The organism is Nitrosomonas oligotropha (assembly GCF_900106555.1).
Taxonomy (GTDB): Bacteria; Pseudomonadota; Gammaproteobacteria; order Burkholderiales; family Nitrosomonadaceae; genus Nitrosomonas; species Nitrosomonas oligotropha_A.
Map to the genome: position 1 here is coordinate 37613 of NZ_FNOE01000002.1, position 16827 is coordinate 54439.

At 48.4% G+C, this 16827-nt stretch carries 16 protein-coding genes; all 16 read left to right on the forward strand.

Annotated features, from left to right (window positions below):
• The first annotated feature begins 152 nt into the window (after positions 1-152).
• The 16 genes from fliF to BLU57_RS01705 all read left to right on the forward strand — a co-directional run bounded on the left by fliF (position 153) and on the right by BLU57_RS01705 (position 16797).
• Positions 153-1835 (forward strand): flagellar basal-body MS-ring/collar protein FliF, encoded by a 1683-nt coding sequence (gene fliF, locus BLU57_RS01630; RefSeq protein WP_090315370.1) that lies wholly within the window; start codon positions 153-155, stop codon positions 1833-1835.
• Positions 1828-2823 (forward strand): flagellar motor switch protein FliG, encoded by a 996-nt coding sequence (gene fliG, locus BLU57_RS01635; RefSeq protein ID WP_090315372.1) that lies wholly within the window; start codon positions 1828-1830, stop codon positions 2821-2823. Before fliF ends, fliG begins: the two co-directional genes overlap by 8 nt.
• A 79-nt stretch (positions 2824-2902) precedes the next feature.
• A complete protein-coding gene (locus BLU57_RS01640; RefSeq protein ID WP_090315374.1) occupies positions 2903-3607 on the forward strand; it encodes a flagellar assembly protein FliH in 705 nt (234 codons plus the stop codon).
• 1 nt (position 3608) lies between these two features.
• Positions 3609-5015 carry a flagellar protein export ATPase FliI gene (gene fliI, locus BLU57_RS01645; protein WP_090315376.1) on the forward strand — a complete coding sequence of 469 codons (1407 nt, stop codon included), beginning with the start codon at positions 3609-3611 and terminating at the stop codon, positions 5013-5015.
• Between the two features lie 17 nt (positions 5016-5032).
• A complete protein-coding gene (fliJ, locus tag BLU57_RS01650) occupies positions 5033-5491 on the forward strand; it encodes a flagellar export protein FliJ (protein ID WP_090315378.1) in 459 nt (152 codons plus the stop codon).
• Between the two features lie 83 nt (positions 5492-5574).
• On the forward strand, positions 5575-6750 hold the full coding sequence (locus BLU57_RS01655; RefSeq protein ID WP_090315380.1) for a flagellar hook-length control protein FliK: 1176 nt from the start codon (positions 5575-5577) through the stop codon (positions 6748-6750).
• A 315-nt stretch (positions 6751-7065) separates the two neighbouring features.
• The gene (fliL, locus tag BLU57_RS01660; protein WP_090315382.1) at positions 7066-7551 is read left to right on the forward strand and encodes a flagellar basal body-associated protein FliL; all 486 of its coding nucleotides are present in this window, start codon (positions 7066-7068) and stop codon (positions 7549-7551) included.
• A gap of 6 nt (positions 7552-7557) precedes the next feature.
• Entirely contained in the window at positions 7558-8535 is a 978-nt protein-coding gene (gene fliM, locus BLU57_RS01665) for a flagellar motor switch protein FliM (protein ID WP_090315384.1), read from the forward strand.
• Between the two features lie 19 nt (positions 8536-8554).
• Positions 8555-9082: a flagellar motor switch protein FliN gene (gene fliN / locus BLU57_RS01670; protein ID WP_090315386.1), complete on the forward strand. Its 528-nt coding sequence runs from the start codon at positions 8555-8557 to the stop codon at positions 9080-9082.
• A 9-nt stretch (positions 9083-9091) separates the two neighbouring features.
• Positions 9092-9529: a flagellar biosynthetic protein FliO gene (fliO, locus tag BLU57_RS01675; RefSeq protein ID WP_090315388.1), complete on the forward strand. Its 438-nt coding sequence runs from the start codon at positions 9092-9094 to the stop codon at positions 9527-9529.
• Positions 9530-9611: 82 nt separating this feature from the next.
• Complete coding sequence (gene fliP / locus BLU57_RS01680; RefSeq protein ID WP_090315683.1) at positions 9612-10358, forward strand: flagellar type III secretion system pore protein FliP; 747 nt, start codon at positions 9612-9614, stop codon at positions 10356-10358.
• Positions 10359-10371: 13 nt separating this feature from the next.
• Positions 10372-10644, forward strand: a complete 273-nt coding sequence (gene fliQ / locus BLU57_RS01685; protein WP_090315391.1) for a flagellar biosynthesis protein FliQ — start codon at positions 10372-10374, stop codon at positions 10642-10644.
• Between the two features lie 74 nt (positions 10645-10718).
• Complete coding sequence (gene fliR / locus BLU57_RS01690) at positions 10719-11516, forward strand: flagellar biosynthetic protein FliR (protein ID WP_090315393.1); 798 nt, start codon at positions 10719-10721, stop codon at positions 11514-11516.
• 208 nt (positions 11517-11724) lie between these two features.
• A complete protein-coding gene (locus BLU57_RS01695) occupies positions 11725-13638 on the forward strand; it encodes a coiled-coil domain-containing protein (RefSeq protein WP_256206080.1) in 1914 nt (637 codons plus the stop codon).
• A gap of 416 nt (positions 13639-14054) precedes the next feature.
• Positions 14055-15878: a fatty acyl-AMP ligase gene (locus BLU57_RS01700; RefSeq protein ID WP_090315396.1), complete on the forward strand. Its 1824-nt coding sequence runs from the start codon at positions 14055-14057 to the stop codon at positions 15876-15878.
• Positions 15868-16797, forward strand: a complete 930-nt coding sequence (locus BLU57_RS01705; RefSeq protein WP_256206081.1) for an NAD-dependent epimerase/dehydratase family protein — start codon at positions 15868-15870, stop codon at positions 16795-16797. Before BLU57_RS01700 ends, BLU57_RS01705 begins: the two co-directional genes overlap by 11 nt.
• Positions 16798-16827: the final 30 nt, after the last annotated feature.

The window sequence follows — 16827 nt, forward strand, 5'->3', positions numbered from 1 at the left end:
ATAGATTAAACAGCGGCTTTGTAAATCGTATGTCTGGTGATTCTGATTGCGTAACAGTCAGTTTATTAATTGTAAAAAGAAATTTTAGGTTTGTCATTGACAATAAAGCGAAGATTGATCAATGGCTTGAAACTTGAGCAGGAGAATAGCGCGTGGCCACAGTACCGAGTGAATCCAATACGACATCACCCGCCTCAGCGATGAGTCTGGGGCAGTTTAGCCAGTTATCCAATCAAAAGAAGCTTGGATTGATTCTCTCGGCGGCGGCTGTTGTCGCGCTGCTGGCGGGTGCCTTGATGTGGAGTCAGACACCGGAGTATCGCGTGCTCTACAACAATGTGCCGGATCAGGATGGCGCTGCCATCATCGGCGCTTTGCAACAAATGAACGTGCCGTACAAGTTTTCCGAAAGCGGCGGTGCCATCCTGGTGCCCGAGAAGCAAGTGCATGAAGTGCGGTTGCGCTTGGCGGGACAGGGACTGCCGAAAGGCGGTCTGGCAGGATTCGAGTTAATGGAAAATCAAAAATTCGGCGCCAGTCAATTCCTTGAGCAGGTGAACTACCAGCGCGCGCTGGAGGGTGAATTGGCGCGTTCGATTCAGTCCATCGCCGCGGTGCAAAGTGCGCGCGTACATTTGGCAATCGCCAAGCCTTCGGTATTTTCACGGGAAAAGCAGCAACCGAGTGTTTCGGTACTGCTCAACTTACATGCGGGCAGGGTGCTGAGTGTTGAACAAGTCAGCGCGATTGTGCATTTGATGTCCAGCAGTGTGCCCAATTTACCGGTAAAAAATGTGACGGTCGTGGATCAGCACGGCAATCTACTCAGTACACAGAATGACAAGCAGGATTCCAGGTTTGACGCGAAGCAACTGGAGTATATCCAGGAGCTGGAGGAAAACTATATTCGCCGCATCGAAACCATTTTGACGCCGATTACCGGTGCCGCTAATGTGCGTGCCCAAGTGACAGCGGATGTGGATTTCTCCCGCGTTGAACGCGCCGAAGAAACTTACCGGCCGAATAATACTGAGTCCGAAGCAGCTGCGATTCGCAGCCAGCAAACGCTTGAGGCGACTTCGACGGGTTCGAAATTGGATGGCGGTATTCCAGGTGCATTATCCAATCGTCCGCCTGAGCCTGCATCTGCCCCCATTGAGGCGGGCGGGGAGAATAAGGAGGGCGCCGATAAGCCGGCAGTACCGACTGACAAGAAGAAAGAATCAACAACGAATTACGAAGTCGATAAAACCGTACAGCATGTGCAGCAATCGACTGGCAATATCAAACGCTTATCGGCGGCAGTCGTGGTGAATTACCGCAAGAAAGTGGATGAAAACGGTGAAGTTACGAACGAACCGTTAACTGCCGATGAGATCAAGGAAATCAACAATCTCGTGCGTGAAGCCATGGGTTATAACGAGAAACGCGGGGATTCACTCACGGTAACCAACAATTTATTTACGCACACTGGCGAAATGGTGCTGGATGTTCCACTCTGGAAAGATCCCGATGTGATCATGCTGGCCAAGGATATCGGCAAGCAATTATTGATCGCGGCTGTGGTTTTATTTTTCTTGTTAAAGATACTCAAGCCGTTTCTGAAAAGCTTGACGCCCCCAGCTTCACTCCCGCCGCCAGCGGAGCAAGGGCAATTAACCGATGGCAGCGCAGCAGCAGGTCAATTGCCGGGGAAAGTCGAAAATGAAGCGGCCATTCAAGCGCTTCAGAAATCGATTTTTGATGAGAATCTCAAGCGCGCCAAGCAATTGGCTTTGGATGAGCCTGCTATTGTCGCCAACGTGGTGAAAGATTGGATGGGTAAAAATGGATGATGACGGAATCAAAAAAAGTGCAATTTTGCTGATGACCTTGGGCGAACAAGAGGCGGCATCCGTGATTAAGCTGCTGGGGCCCAAAGAAGTGCAAAAGCTGGGCGAAACGATGTCCACACTGCAAAACATAACACGTTCGGAGATCGAGGGTATCGTAACGGAATTTTGCAATGAAGCCGAAGGAAGAACGACGCTGGGTCAAGGCTCGGCGGATTATATCCGGAAAGTTCTGACCAGTGCTTTGGGTGATGAAAAGGCAGCCAATCTCATCGATCGCATTTTACAAGGCGGCGATACCAGCGGGATTGAAGGATTGAAGTGGATGGATGCGCCCTCGGTGGCGGAGCTGATTAAGAATGAGCATCCACAGATCATCGCCACCATCCTGGTTCATCTGGAACGGGATCAGGCGAGCGAGATTTTAAGTTTGTTCAGCGAACGGCTGCGCAACGATACGTTGTTACGCATTGCTACACTCGACAGTATCCAGCCCGACGCGCTGCGCGAGCTCAATGACGTGCTGACAAAATTGTTATCGGGCAGCAATAACATCCGCAAAGCCGCGATGGGCGGAGTCCGGGCTGCCGCAGAAATTCTCAACTTTGTGCCGACCGCGCAGGAAGCCAGTGTCATTGAGAATGTCAAACAATATGACGAAGAGTTGGCGCAAAAAATCATGGATGAAATGTTTGTATTCGATAATCTGATCGAAATCGATGATCACGGTATTCAACTGCTGCTGCGCGAAGTCCAATCGGAATCTTTGATCATTGCCTTGAAAGGTGCGCAGGAAGAATTGCGTAAGAAAGTTTTCAAGAATATGTCGCAGCGTGCCGCTGAAGCCCTGCGCGAAGATCTTGAGAGCAAAGGTCCGGTACGTGTGTCCGAAGTCGAAGCCGAACAAAAAGAAATTCTCAAAATTGTGCGTCAATTGGCTGACGATGGACAGATTGTATTGGGCGGAAAAGGTGACGATGGTTTCATTTAACGGAGCGCTTTTTCGTCCGATCCATTGGATTAATGCGCAATAGCCCGGTTTGTTTATTACTGAACTTGCAGGTATATCGATGATTGCTAGTAATTTTGTTCCCAAAGAAAAGCTCAGTGCTTATCAACGCTGGGAAATGGATGCCTTTGAAACGGCGGATATGCAGCAAGAAGCCCAGGAGATTGACTCTGAGCCGCACTTACAGCCGGATGATGAGCTACAGGTTCAATTGCCTGCCGAAGAAGTTGCGGCGGCTTTTCAGAACGCTAAAGATGAAGGGTATGCGGCCGGTTTGCAAGAAGGCCATGCGGCCGGGTATGCGGAAGGCAGAAGCATAGCGGAATCCGAGGTTAAAGTGGAAGTGGCGCATATTCAAGCGCTACTGCACAAGCTGGATCAGGATCTTCATGACATGGATCAGCATGTGGCGGATGATCTGCTGGAACTGGCGCTTGCGCTTGCCAAGAAAATAGTAACCGAGGCACTGAAATTACAGCCCGAGCTGATCATACCGATCGTGCAGGAAGCCATCCGCAACTTGCCTAACACCGTGCAGAATCCCCGCCTTTTCTTACACCCGGAGGATGCCAAATTAGTGCTTGCGCATTTGAGCGGCCAACTGGAGCAGGATCATTGGAGCATCCGTGAAGACGAACAATTATCCCGGGGCGGTTGCCGCATTGAAGCCAGCGGGAGTGAAGTCAACGGAAGTCTGGAAGTACGCTGGCAACGGGTATTGTCAGCCATCGGGCAGCAAGACGGCTGGCTCGAGAGGAAAAATTAATATGTCGCGCCATGAGCAATGGGGTGGTTTTTTAAAGAATTGCACGCAGCTGATTCATCCCTCCAGCCCATTCTTATTAAGCGGAACCATTACGCGCGTTTCCGGATTGGTCATGGAAGCGGTCGGGTTGAAATTGGCCGTCGGTAGCAGTTGCACTATTTTTCTGTCGAATAGCCATAGCGTTTCAGCCGAGGTTGTGGGATTTTCCGGAGAACGTTTGTTTCTCATGCCGTCCAGTGATGTGTATGGTTTGTCACCTGGTGCGAAAGTGGTTCCTGCTGAGCTGATGGGTGAATTGCCTCGCTTGGGTAGCCTTCAGCATCCGCGTAGACGCGCGGCCGATCGCGCTAAACATGTTTCCGTCGGCCCTGAGCTGTTGGGGCGTGTGCTGAACGGTGTCGGTGAACCGCTGGATCGCCTCGGACCTACCCATGCGGAACACAGCGTGCCGCTCTATAGCCGGCCCTATAATCCATTGGAGCGAGTGCCGGTGAGTGAGCCGCTGGATGTCGGCGTGCGGGCGATCAACACATTGTTGACGGTTGGGCGCGGGCAGCGCATGGGATTGTTTGCCGGTAGTGGTGTGGGTAAAAGCGTACTGCTGGGCATGATGGCGCGTTATACCACCGCAGATGTCATTGTGGTCGGTCTCATTGGCGAACGGGGGCGCGAGGTTAAGGAATTTATCGAAAATATTCTCGGAGAAGAGGGACTTGCACGTTCCGTGGTGGTTGCTGCGCCGGCCGATACCTCGCCGTTGCTTCGCCTGCAAGGCGCAGCCTATGCAACGGCCATTGCCGAGTATTTTCGCGATAGCGGTAAACATGTGCTGCTCATTATGGATTCATTGACGCGTTACGCTATGGCGCAACGGGAAATTGCGCTGGCGATCGGCGAACCGCCGGCGACTAAAGGTTATCCGCCATCGGTATTTGCCAAATTACCGCAGTTGGTGGAGAGAGCCGGTAATGGCAATCAGAATAGCGGTTCGATCACGGCCTTTTATACCGTGTTGGCTGAAGGTGATGATCAAAATGATCCGATCGCCGATAGTGCGCGCGCCATTTTGGACGGTCATATTGTCTTGTCGCGCAGATTGGCTGAGTCGGGACACTATCCCGCTATCGATATCGAAGCTTCGATCAGCCGTGTCATGACCAGCGTAGTGCCTCAGCAGCAGACCAATCTGGCACGGTTGTTCAAGAGTCTCTATTCACGCTATCAGCGCAGTCATGACCTGATCAGCGTTGGCGCTTATGTTGCGGGTACGGATCCAGAACTGGATCGGGCTATCCGGCTTTACCCGTCGCTGGAGAAATTCTTACTGCAAAATATGTTTCAACACGAAAACTTTGCCGATAGCCTTGAAAAACTATCCAAATTGTTCGAGAGCGAAGGAATCCGCTAACCAAGGATCAATGAATTATGCCAACAACATCATCACTGAAACTACTGCTGGAATTGGCGCAACAACAAACGGATGCTTCCGCAAAGCATCTGGGAAAGTTAAATTTTCAACAGCAGGAAGCGGAAAAGAAATTAAATTTACTTTTGCAATACCGCCACAGTTATCAATCGCATTTTCAGAATTTCACCACAACGGGGATTGATCATATCGAATGGCTTAATTTTATTGCATTCATGGATAAACTGGATGCGGCCATCACGGAACAACGTCAAGCGGTTTTACATGCGCAAAATAAAAGAAGCGCGGGCAACGAGGAGTTTTTGTCCTGCCAGCGTAAATTAAAATCCTTCGATACTTTATCCCAGCGTCAACAAAGTGCTGAGAATCAAAAACAAATAAAACAAGAGCAAAAAATACTGGATGAATTCGCTCTGAATTCCTTTTATCGTAATGCCTCTTCTGTTAAGGAAAGTTGATTACAACCATAGTAATAGCTGGATTGGTATAGATATTGCTAATTCATTTGTAGCATTAATTAATCGTACGAGACCATAAGCCTATGTTAAACATATCGGTTGCACCTCAAATCAAATCGTCGGGCGAAAGCACAGCAGCACTGATAAGTACCGGTTCGTCAGGGACTAACACTAACGATGCGGTGACGGAAGACTTCGGTAAAGTCCTCGATCGTCAAGTGTCAGAAGCAACAGACAAACAGGATAAGCATAAGCAGAAAGATGCAACGAATGCTGCTGATCAAGAGCGTTCGGATAACACTATTCCTGAAAAAGATAAGGATACGGATTCCGCTGCGGATGTTCCCGCGGATGGTACTAACAGTTTTGTTCAAAGCTTGTTGACTGATGCGACAGCGGCGTACAAAACGACACCATCATTACAAGCCATGGGAACCGTAGTCAATCCGGATGCGATGATGGCGGCATCCACGCTGCCGCAAGGCACGACTTCGTTACCGGCCGATACAGCATTGCCTCAAGAAGGTGAACAAATTGCCCATGCCGTAACTCCGGCTGTTAATCAATTACTGCAGCAAGGCCAAAGCCAGGCAAACTCAGTCGCGGGCAACTCGGCTTCGTTACCCAATAATTATTGGCAATATTTGGGAACGGCAGATTCTGCCGCTTACGGCAAATTTTTACCCCCTTCAGAAATGAAGGAAGATATTCAACTCGACAATGCAGCACCGATATTTAAAACCCAGGAAGAACCGATTACAACACAATCATTCGGCTTAAATAGCACCACAGCTGCAACTTCGCTGACTGCGGTTTCATCGGATGTCAAAGTCGATGCACCTGTAGGTCAGCACAGATGGGGTGGTGAATTTGCGCAAAAAGTTGTCTGGTTAACATCGCAGCAACACCAGGTTGCTGAGATTCGCCTGAACCCGGCTCATCTCGGACCAGTTGAAGTGATGTTGAGTATTACGCAAGATCAAGCGACGGCGCAATTCATATCGCCTCACTCAGCGGTACGCGACGCTATTCAGGAAGCTTTGCCGAGATTGCGGGAGATGATGGCGGAGAGTGGCATTCAACTGGGTAATGTAATGGTTGGCGCTGATTCATTTCAACAGGAAAATAAACAGCAACAAGCGCAATATGCTGGAAAAGACACGGGCAGTATGAGTGGTATGAGGCAGGAGGTTACCGGCCAAGTTCAAACGGCTGCCGTGCCAATCAGACATCAAGGCCTGGTTAATACTTATGCTTAATGACCGGTCCGGTCGGTTGGCTCTTACGTAGCAGTAATCTCGTTTGCATCATCGGTCACGCTTTCAGTCTTGTATCAGTGTGACCGATGCCCGATTTACCCGGATTCCGGTTTCTCCGCGATTCAAACAGCAATTAATCGCCGTCTTCAAACTCATCAATATTTCTTTGTTTTCAAGCCACAATCAGCGCATATGCGCTGAATTCCCCGCCAGCTTCCCTAGCTGAAAATAGCGACATTATTTCAGTGTTATTTGTGACATCGGTTTACGGTCATCTCGCCCATAATGGATTTCATTCAATGAGGAGTTGCGAAAATGGCAAAAACGATGGAAGCACCAGCTGCAGAAGGTAAAAAGAGCAAGAAGGGACTGATCATTATCATCTTGATAGCAATTATTGCGATTGGTGCAGGCGCCGGTGGCGCATGGTATTTCATGAAGATGTCAGTTGGTGAAGAAGCCGAACCGGAAAAACCAAAAACTAAACCGACAAAATTTATGGAACTGGATATTTTTACGGTTAATTTGCAACCGGAAGACAACAGTCAATATCTACAAGTCGGATTAACGGTCAAAGTCCGGGAAACCGAGGTCGTGCAAGAAATTACCAAACAAATGCCGGATATCCGTAACCGGATTTTGATGCTGCTTTCCAGCAAAAAAGCCACTGATATTGCAGGCATTCAAGGGAAACAATTATTGAGCCAGCAGATCGTTGAAGAAATCAAGCAATCGTTGGATTCGGAAGATCTGCAAGAAGATGTACGAGAAGTGTTATTCACATCATTTGTAATCCAGTAATCATTCATGGCTGAAGATTTTCTTTCACAAGACGAGGTTGATGCACTTCTCAAAGGCGCCACGGGCGAGAGCGATGATGCGCAAGAGGAAGAGGATCGTGGTGGGGTCCGGCCTTATAACCTCGCAACGCAGGAACGCATTGTTCGTGGCCGGATGCCGACCTACGAGATTATCAATGAACGTTTTGCGCGCTTCTTCCGCATCGGCTTGTTTAATTTCATGCGCCGTACAGTGGACATTGCAGTGGGGCCGGTCAAGGTGATCAAGTTTAGCGAATTCGTGCGTAACTTGGTGGTGCCGACCAATCTCAACATGGTGCATATGAAACCATTGCGCGGTACGGCGTTGTTTGTTTTTGATCCCAATTTGATTTTCCTGATTGTGGATAACTTGTTTGGCGGCGACGGCAGATATCATACGCGCGTGGAAGGAAGGGATTTTACCCAGACGGAGCAACGCATTATTCATCGTTTGCTCGAAGTAGTATTTGAAGATTATGAAAAATCGTGGAAATCGGTGTATCCGGTAAAGTTTGAATACATCCGTTCGGAAGTGAATCCTCAGTTTGCCACGATCGCAACACCGAACGAGGTCGTCGTGACAGTCACTTTTGATATCGATATGGGTAACCAAGGCGGTGAATTCCATGTCTGTATTCCTTATTCGATGATTGAACCGATCCGCGATACTTTGTATAGCGCGTTGCAAGGCGATCACCTGGAAGTTGACAAACGTTGGATCAAGTTACTGTCACAACAAGTACAAGGGGCTGAAGTGGAATTGGTTGCTAATCTCGGACAGACGAAAGTGACTTTTGAGCAGATTCTCAGCATGCAAACCGGGGATATCATCCCGCTGGAGATTCCTAAGTCCATTACCGCACACATCGACGGAGTGCCGGTTATGGATTGCCGCTATGGCACCATGAATGGGCGATATGCGCTGAGAGTCAACAATATGATTGCGCCGTCCGAGTCTGAATAATTTATTGGAGAGTAGTGAAATGTCTGAGACTACAGCAAATGATCAAAACGAAACCGACGACTGGGCTGCTGCTATGGCGGAACAGGCGGCGTCTACGCACAATGATGCTGCGAGACAAGAAACGGAAGTAGACGATTGGGCTGCCGCGATGGCGGAACAGTCGGCATCCGATCAAGGTTCACCCGCTGCCGCGGAGAAACATGGTAGCCCTGTCATGGGTGCGCAGACGGCATCCGCATCGGTTTTTCAGGAATTCTCAAAAGACGGCGTAGCGAATAATACCCGTCATGATATCGACTTGATTCTCGATATTCCCGTGCAGATGACGGTTGAGCTGGGCCGTACCAAGATTGCAATCAAGAATTTGCTGCAACTCGCTCAGGGTTCGGTGGTGGAATTGGACGGCATGGCCGGTGAACCAATGGATGTATTGGTCAACGGGTGCCTGATCGCGCAAGGTGAGGTCGTAGTCGTGAATGATAAGTTCGGTATCCGCCTGACCGACATCATCACGCCCAGTGAACGTATTCGCAAACTTAATCGCTAGAGTACAGCCATGCTAACTCGCTATGGGATGTTCTTGTTATTGACACTGTCATTTTCCGCAGTTGCGGAAACCGGGAAACCAAGTTATGTGCCGCCTTCTCCAGTGATATCGACTGAAAGCACGGTACAAATGATCGGCGCGTTACTGCTGGTATTGGCCGTGATCGTGGGAGGCACATGGTTACTCAAGCGCTTCTCATTGATACCGGCGGCGGCATCGGGCGTTGTCAAAGTTGTCGCGGCTGCCGGAGTAGGGCAGAGAGAACGGGTTGTTGTGGTCGAAATCGATCAGACTTGGCTGGTGCTCGGTGTGGCGCCCGGCCGTGTCAATAAGCTCCACACGATGACCAAGCCGGGATCCGATGCACCCGGCACGAAGCCGGATCATCACCCAGTGGAAACATTCGCCACGCAGCTTAATCAGAGTATGGAAAAAGAAAATGCATAACCGATGTGTGTCCGTCACTCGTTCCTTGTTTCCATGGAACGGATTCAGAACGGTTCTTGAGCGCGGCTGGCGTAGCTTGAACATGCGTAACGCATTGCGGGCCATGCTGTTATTGGCTGGTTTGATCGCCGTTCCTGCTTTCGCGCAGAAATCCGGTTTTCCGGCATTCACCAGCTCACCGAACGCGGACGGAAGCGCAACGTATTCGCTGAGCCTGCAAACGCTAATCCTGCTGACCTCGCTGACGTTTTTACCCGCGGTGGTATTAATGATGTCGAGTTTCACGCGTATTATCATCGTATTATCGCTGCTCAGGTTGGCTCTGGGCACGCAATCTTCTCCTCCTAACCAGGTGCTGCTGGGTTTGGCGTTGTTTCTGACTTTTTTTATCATGTCGCCGGTTATAGATCGGGTATACAACGAGGCGTATTTGCCGTTCTCGCAAGATAAGATGAATATCATGGAAGCGGCCGATAAAGCCAGCGTGCCGCTGAAAGAATTTATGCTGCATCAAACCCGGGAAACGGATTTGGCTCTGTTTGTGCAGATCTCCGGTAGTGAAGAAATTGAAAGCCGCGACAAGGTGCCGCTGAAAATACTGGTGCCTGCGTATATCACCAGCGAGTTGAAAACCGCATTTCAGATAGGTTTCGTTATCTTTATTCCCTTCCTGATCATCGATCTGGTGGTGTCAAGCGTGTTGATGGCGATGGGTATGATGATGCTGTCGCCGATGATTATTTCACTGCCGTTCAAATTAATGCTGTTTGTTCTGGTCGACGGCTGGCATTTAATTATCGGTTCGCTAACACAAAGCTTCTATACCTGAAAGGAAATTCATTATGACTCCAGAAAGTGCAATGACGATCGGCCGGCAAGCACTTGAGATCACTTTTATGATTTCTGCGCCGATGTTGCTTGCAGCGTTGGCAACCGGTTTGCTGGTCAGCATCTTCCAAGCGGCGACGCAGATCAATGAAATGACTTTGTCATTTATTCCTAAATTGCTGGTTATGTTTTTGGTCATCGTATTGGCCGGGCCTTGGATGATTACCCTCATGACGGATTATATGCAGCGCCTTTTTACCAGCATACCTTGGTTGGCGGTTGGTTGATCTTGAATAAATATCCGCTACGGTGTTTGCCAGAAACCGGTTGTGCCGATCCAGTCAATGAGTGACCGATTGCCATGATTAGTATTACTACTGCGGAATTAAACACGTTGCTGGCAGCATTTCTTTGGCCGCTCAGCAGAATCCTGGCATTGGTGGCAACCGCTCCCCTTTTGGGCAATCCCAGTGTTCCGGTGCGGATCAAATTGGGACTGGCAGTAATGATTACTGTGCTGGTTATGCCGCTGGTGGAAAAGTCATTACCGCAAATTGATCCCGCTTCAGGTGTTGGTTTTGCCATTTTATTGCAGCAAATATTGATCGGCATTGCCATGGGTTTGGTCATGCGGGTTGTTTTTGTTGCGGTGGAAATGGCGGGCGAGTTAATCGGCTTGCAGATGGGGCTTGGTTTCGCAGTTTTCTTTGATCCACAGAATTCCGGCCAGATCGATATTGTAGGCCGCTTTCTGGGTGTGATTGCCAGTTTGGCGTTTCTTGCCATTGATGGGCATCTGATAATGATTGCTTTGATTTCGCAGAGCTTCAGCACCTTGCCCATTGGATTGGAAGGAATGACGAACGCGACATTTACCACGCTAGCTAATTGGGGCAGTGAAATTTTTAAATCCGGCCTGCAATTGTCGCTTCCCGTTCTTACTGCATTGCTGATCACTAACCTGGCTTTGGGTGTTCTGACGCGCGTGGCGCCGCAGTTGAATATTTTTGCGGTGGGTTTTCCTCTGACATTGTCCATCGGTCTGCTTGTGATGGCGCTGAGTATGCCTTTTTATGCGCCGATTCTGAAGCATTTGGTACAGGACGGTTTGAATCTGATGATGGGGATTTTAAATGTCAATAAAATCAATATGCCATAGCTGTTTATCCAGTTTTTACAACAGCAATAAGTTGTAGATTCTTAAGTAAGTTGACTTTCTGCATCTCGGCGTATAAACAGGCAATTTTCCCCTTCTTTTTCAATGCAAGCTATTTATTCAAAGCTGCTAAAGTGAGCATCGATAGTTCAAGAAAAACTGCTGATTAATATCAGCGTGTTCTAATAATTGCTGGTTTGGTTAATCATTTATGACATTTAAGTCGCGTTTATTCAATTCGTTGCGCAAGCTGTCGACAACACCGGAATCTCAGTCCGGTGACGAGATTATCGCGTCTGATGGTGAATCGCAGTCCGATTCCGTGGATGATTCCAATCAGCAATTTGCATCGGCCGATGAGATCAAGCAGCTCCTTGATTCAGCCTACCGTAACCGGTTGAGCGCGGAGGATCAGGCCATCAAAGAAGCCCATAAGCGGATTGAAGCAGAAAATATTGCAAAAGTGGCTGCTGAGGCGCGGGCGAGAGCCGAAGCCAATGCCAAGATTGCGGCTGAAACTCGGATTCAAGCTGAAGCGATTGCTACCGATCAAGCTCGGGCCAGGGCCAAGCTGGAAACCCTGGCTATCAGAGAAGCCAATGTGCGACGGGAACTGGAGCTGAAAGGCAAACTGCTGGCGGAAGAAAAAATCAAAGCTGAGAAAGCTTTGAGTGCTTTACTAGAAGCCAAAATCAGAGCGGAAGCTTCGATTGTGGAAAAAATGCAGAGGCGTGTTGAGCAAGAAGCCGACGCTTTGGATCAAGCGCATGCCACGGCATTAAAAGAAAGCGAAGCTGCGGAAGCTGCGCTGAATCGAAGCAAAGTGGCGGAAGAAGCGCAGTTTGCTGCGCAGGCCGCGATTGAAGCAGAAACCGGTGCAGCAGCGCTGGCACAAGCAAGGATTCAGGAAGCGCAAAAAGTGACGGCACTGGCTAAAGCGCGCGAGGAGATTGAGCGGCAGGCCATTGAAGATATGCAGACCCGCTTGCAACTGGAAACGCAAGCGCTGGCGCAAGCCGACCGTCGTTTACATGAAGAGAGAAAAGCAAAAGAGAGAGAAGAGGACAGACTGAAAGCGGAGACTGCCGCGGTACAAGCAGCGCTTGAAAAAGCCGAAGCCGAGGCGATTGCAGCCGAGCAAGCCGGGAAAAGAGCCGAATTGGATGCGCAAGCTGCTATGGCAGCGCGTGATAGGGCCGATGCAGATAAAGTGGCTGCTGAAGTGGCTGAATCGATCCTGGCAAAAGAGCAGGCTGCCGCCGATGCTGTAAAAGCTCGCTTGGCTGCGGAATCCGAGTTGCTGGAAGAAGCCAATCAGCGGATGCAAATTGAAGCCGAGGCGCTCGCTGCAGCGGAAACGGCTTTGCGTGCTGAGAAAGAGGCTAAAGCAATGGCCAGCGAGAGAAAGAAAGTGGAGGCCGCTGCGGCCAAAGAATATCAGAAACGGATCAAGGCGGATGAAGAAGCACTGAAAGAAGCAGAAGCTCGCGCTGAGGCGGAGAAAGCCGCAAGGAATGCAGCAAAAAACAGATTGTCGGCCGAATTGCGATTGAGAGCCGCTGCGGAGGCAAAGGCGCAAATGGATATGCTCGCAGCTGAGGAAGCAAACAGTAAAGCGGATTTGGAGCAACGTTTGCAGGAAGATGCGGAGATACGCACGAAGACGATAACCGATGCAAAACGAGCAGTGGCTGAGCGCCTTGAGATTGAGCAAAAAATTACAGGGTTGGCAATTACCAGAGCGCAAGCGAAGATCATCGCAACGAATAAGGCCAGAGCGCAGCTCGAAGCCGAAAAGAACGCAACAAGAATCGCTTTGGAAAAAGCCAGAAAAGAATCCGCTGCGTTAGTTGCTATGCAAGAACGTGTTGCATTGGAATCAAAAGCCCTGGAAGCGGCGACGGCAAGGGAAGCCGTTGAAGTTATGGCGAAAGAAGCGCTATTTGTGCGTTCCCAGGCGGATAAGGAAGCGACTGCGGCTGCAACTGCACGGATTCGAGCCGAGATTGCCGCTGCGGAACATTCCCGTAACCAGATTGCTTCAGTTCTCAAAAAACAGCAATCAGATGATTTGTTAGCAAAAACAGCAGTAAACGGTTCATCTTCATATCGGTCAAAGCGCTAAAAAGATTTTGTTTTAGCGCATCAGTGAATTGAGGTATTTTGCTCAATCAAGGGTTCATTGAAGTTTTGTACGGCAACCCTTCTCTTCTGTAAAAACATCTGCAAAAGGTGTTATCCGCTATAATTCGGAAACTATTTTGTGTGCTGAAAATTGATGATTAAACCGGTTGTTGTTTTGGTGCAACACCAGCTTAATATTGCCTTGACAGGGAAAAGCACCTTATATAAGCTGCGGATTGGTCAAATATGACACACTTATATTCATTAAGCAATGTCAGCGGTAAGCGTTTGAATGAAAATTTTCCAGCCAACAAAATGTGCATTATTTAAGATTAATAATCAGAGTTGGCACGCTCAACCAGAATTTCTTGCTAGTCAAAGCGAGATGACAAGTACTATTACTTCGAGGGGAAGATCTTGAGTTCGACAATAACCAAGTTGAACGCTCCGTTAACGCAAGCGTTTGATTTTCAACCTTCAAGCGAATTACAGTTAATGCCGACGCCGACGCTCAATACGCTAACACAGCAATTAGCCGGTTTTAATACTTTAACGAGTGCATTAGAGTACGCAGCGGAAGGGGTAACGGGGTATAACTTTTATGACGCAAGAGGCAACTTGCGTTCAATTTTGCCTTACAGCGCACTTCGGCATAACGCTCACACATTGGCTCGGCGTTTGTCGGGCTTTAATTTGCCTCGTGGCAGTCGAGTGGCAATCGTTGCGGATACTTCGCCTGAGTTTGTCGAATTATTTTTTGCATGCCGTTATGCCGGCTTGGTTCCTTTCGCGATGCCGATTCCAGTCAATCTTGGCAGCCATGCAATTTACGTTCAGCAGTTGAGAGGCATGCTTGAAAGTAGTCAGGCAAGTATCGCATTAGCAAATATTGATTATTTTGGTTTTCTGGAAGAAGCCGTTGCAGAAGTGTCTCACATACAGTGGGCGGGTACTCCCGGAAAACTAAGTGAATTGCCAGCATTGGATGTCGAGTTACAGCCCAATCATCCTGATGAAACTGCCTACTTACAATTTACCTCAGGTAGTACGCGTACACCCAGAGGTGTAATTATTACCGAGCGAGCATTGATGTGTAACTTGCAAGGTATAGTGCGCAACGGTTTGGAAATAAAACCTGATGATCGATCTGCATCGTGGTTGCCTTTTTATCATGATATGGGATTGGTTGGTTTGGTTCTCGCGCCTATGGTTACACAGATTTCTGTCGATTATTTGGCGACACGGGATTTTGCCATTAGACCATTGCAATGGTTGCGCTTAATCAGTCGTAACCGTTGTACCGTAGCTTTTAGTCAACCTTTTGGACTTAAGCTCTGTACTCTTCGAGTAAGGGAATCCGATCTCAAAGAGTTGGATTTGAGTTCTTGGCGAGCTGCTGGTATTGGAGCAGAAATGATCCGACCTGAAACTTTGAGAAACTTTGCGGAAAAATTTGCATCAGCAGGTTTTGATGGAAATGCTTTTTTACCTTGCTATGGTCTTGCAGAATCAACTCTCGCGGTTACTTTTTCAAAAATTGGTGAAGGGTGCAAAAGCATACAAGTTGATAGTAAGACACTGATTGATAAAAGAATGGCTGTTAGATTGCAGGCTGATGGGCGTAAGCAAAATGAGTTTGTGAATTGCGGACAGCCGTTGCCTGGCCATATCGTGAAGATAGTCGATGAAGATGGCCAGCAATTATCAGAAATGATGGTTGGTAGTGTTCTGATGCATGGTGACAGCGTAATGACCGGTTATTACAATAATCCGGAAGAAACGAATAAAGCACTTAAGTCTGGTAATTGGCTCGATACAGGTGATATTGGATTTTTGTTTGAGGGCGATTTATATATAACAGGGCGTCGTACTGATGTCATTATCGTGAATGGCCGAAATATTCGCGCGCAAGATATAGAAGAGTTAGCAGAGCAGCAACCGGAAGTTAGATCACGTGAAGCCTCTGCATTTGGGGTAAATGATGAGGATGGTACGACAACTATTGTGCTCGTTATTGAATGCAGACTCACTTCTGTGGCAGAACGTCAATCATTAACCACCAGACTGCAACAGCTTGTTTATATGGCATTTGGAGTTAATTGTGTTGTGGAATTGGTTCCGCCGCATACTTTGCCGCGCACTTCTTCTGGAAAGCTGTCACGTTTCGCAGCAAGACAAGGCTACATACAGAGGACAAACTTGACGGGTCAATTGTCTTTTGTAGAATCGGGTGATAGATAACGCGCGTATCGGAATAGTAGCCGTAACCGGCGCTACTGGCTTTATCGGTAGTGTGTTGGTACAAAAACTGATTCAGAGTGGATGGAACGTTCGTGCGCTTACCCGGACAAATCGATCTTCAAGTAATGAATCCATTCAATGGATTCAAGGTGACTTAGATAATATGACAGCGCTGCATCATTTAGTCGATGATGCAGCGTTTGTTATTCACTGCGCTGCAACAGTAAGAGGCAGCTCTTTTCGTGAATTTTCACATATCAATATCACGGGCACCCAGAATCTTTTACGTGCTATTCCTCAAAAAAAACAATCTCCTCGATTTTTATTAATATCATCGCTGGCTGCACGTCAACCAGAACTATCCTGGTATGCACAAAGTAAGCATTTGTCGGAGCAAGCACTCGTTAAAGATTCAGAGTCATTGCGGTGGACGATATTCCGGCCAACGGCTGTTTATGGCCCCGGCGATAAAGAGTTAAAGCCACTGTTTCAAGCAATGCATCGTGGAATATTTCCGGTTGTAGGAAAACTCAGCAATCGGGTCGGGTTAATTCATGTATATGATTTGGTTTCCGCTGTGGTAGCCTGGCTAGCCTCTGAAAATAATCATAATGGAATTTTTGAGCTGGACGATGGTACGCCGGGAGGATACAGCTACCAGGGTTTAGCTGAAATAGCGCAACAAGTATGGAAGCGTCCGGTGCACTGTATTACGGTACCCAATATGCTTATTCGAAGTATCGCTTCGGCAAACCTTTGGCTTGCTCGATTGCTTCGGTATTCCCCAATGCTGACCCCAGGAAAAGTGAATGAGCTACAACATCCTGATTGGGTATGTGATAATGCGCCGTTAATCCATGCACTTCCCGCATGGCGGCCGAGTATTCATTTACAAGATGTATTATCTGAAGTAATCTAACTTCAAAATTTAACCACGCTGAATTTAATC

Excerpts from the sequence above, each read along its gene's own strand:
- fliG (WP_090315372.1), top strand. The coding sequence starts at position 1,828 with ATGGATGATGACGGAATCAAAAAAAGTGCAATTTTGCTGATGACCTTG.
- BLU57_RS01640 (WP_090315374.1), top strand. The coding sequence starts at position 2,903 with ATGATTGCTAGTAATTTTGTTCCCAAAGAAAAGCTCAGTGCTTATCAA.
- fliI (WP_090315376.1), top strand. The coding sequence starts at position 3,609 with ATGTCGCGCCATGAGCAATGGGGTGGTTTTTTAAAGAATTGCACGCAG.
- fliJ (WP_090315378.1), top strand. The coding sequence starts at position 5,033 with ATGCCAACAACATCATCACTGAAACTACTGCTGGAATTGGCGCAACAA.
- BLU57_RS01655 (WP_090315380.1), top strand. The coding sequence starts at position 5,575 with ATGTTAAACATATCGGTTGCACCTCAAATCAAATCGTCGGGCGAAAGC.
- fliL (WP_090315382.1), top strand. The coding sequence starts at position 7,066 with ATGGCAAAAACGATGGAAGCACCAGCTGCAGAAGGTAAAAAGAGCAAG.
- fliM (WP_090315384.1), top strand. The coding sequence starts at position 7,558 with ATGGCTGAAGATTTTCTTTCACAAGACGAGGTTGATGCACTTCTCAAA.
- fliN (WP_090315386.1), top strand. The coding sequence starts at position 8,555 with ATGTCTGAGACTACAGCAAATGATCAAAACGAAACCGACGACTGGGCT.
- fliO (WP_090315388.1), top strand. The coding sequence starts at position 9,092 with ATGCTAACTCGCTATGGGATGTTCTTGTTATTGACACTGTCATTTTCC.
- fliP (WP_090315683.1), top strand. The coding sequence starts at position 9,612 with ATGCGTAACGCATTGCGGGCCATGCTGTTATTGGCTGGTTTGATCGCC.
- fliQ (WP_090315391.1), top strand. The coding sequence starts at position 10,372 with ATGACTCCAGAAAGTGCAATGACGATCGGCCGGCAAGCACTTGAGATC.
- fliR (WP_090315393.1), top strand. The coding sequence starts at position 10,719 with ATGATTAGTATTACTACTGCGGAATTAAACACGTTGCTGGCAGCATTT.
- BLU57_RS01695 (WP_256206080.1), top strand. The coding sequence starts at position 11,725 with ATGACATTTAAGTCGCGTTTATTCAATTCGTTGCGCAAGCTGTCGACA.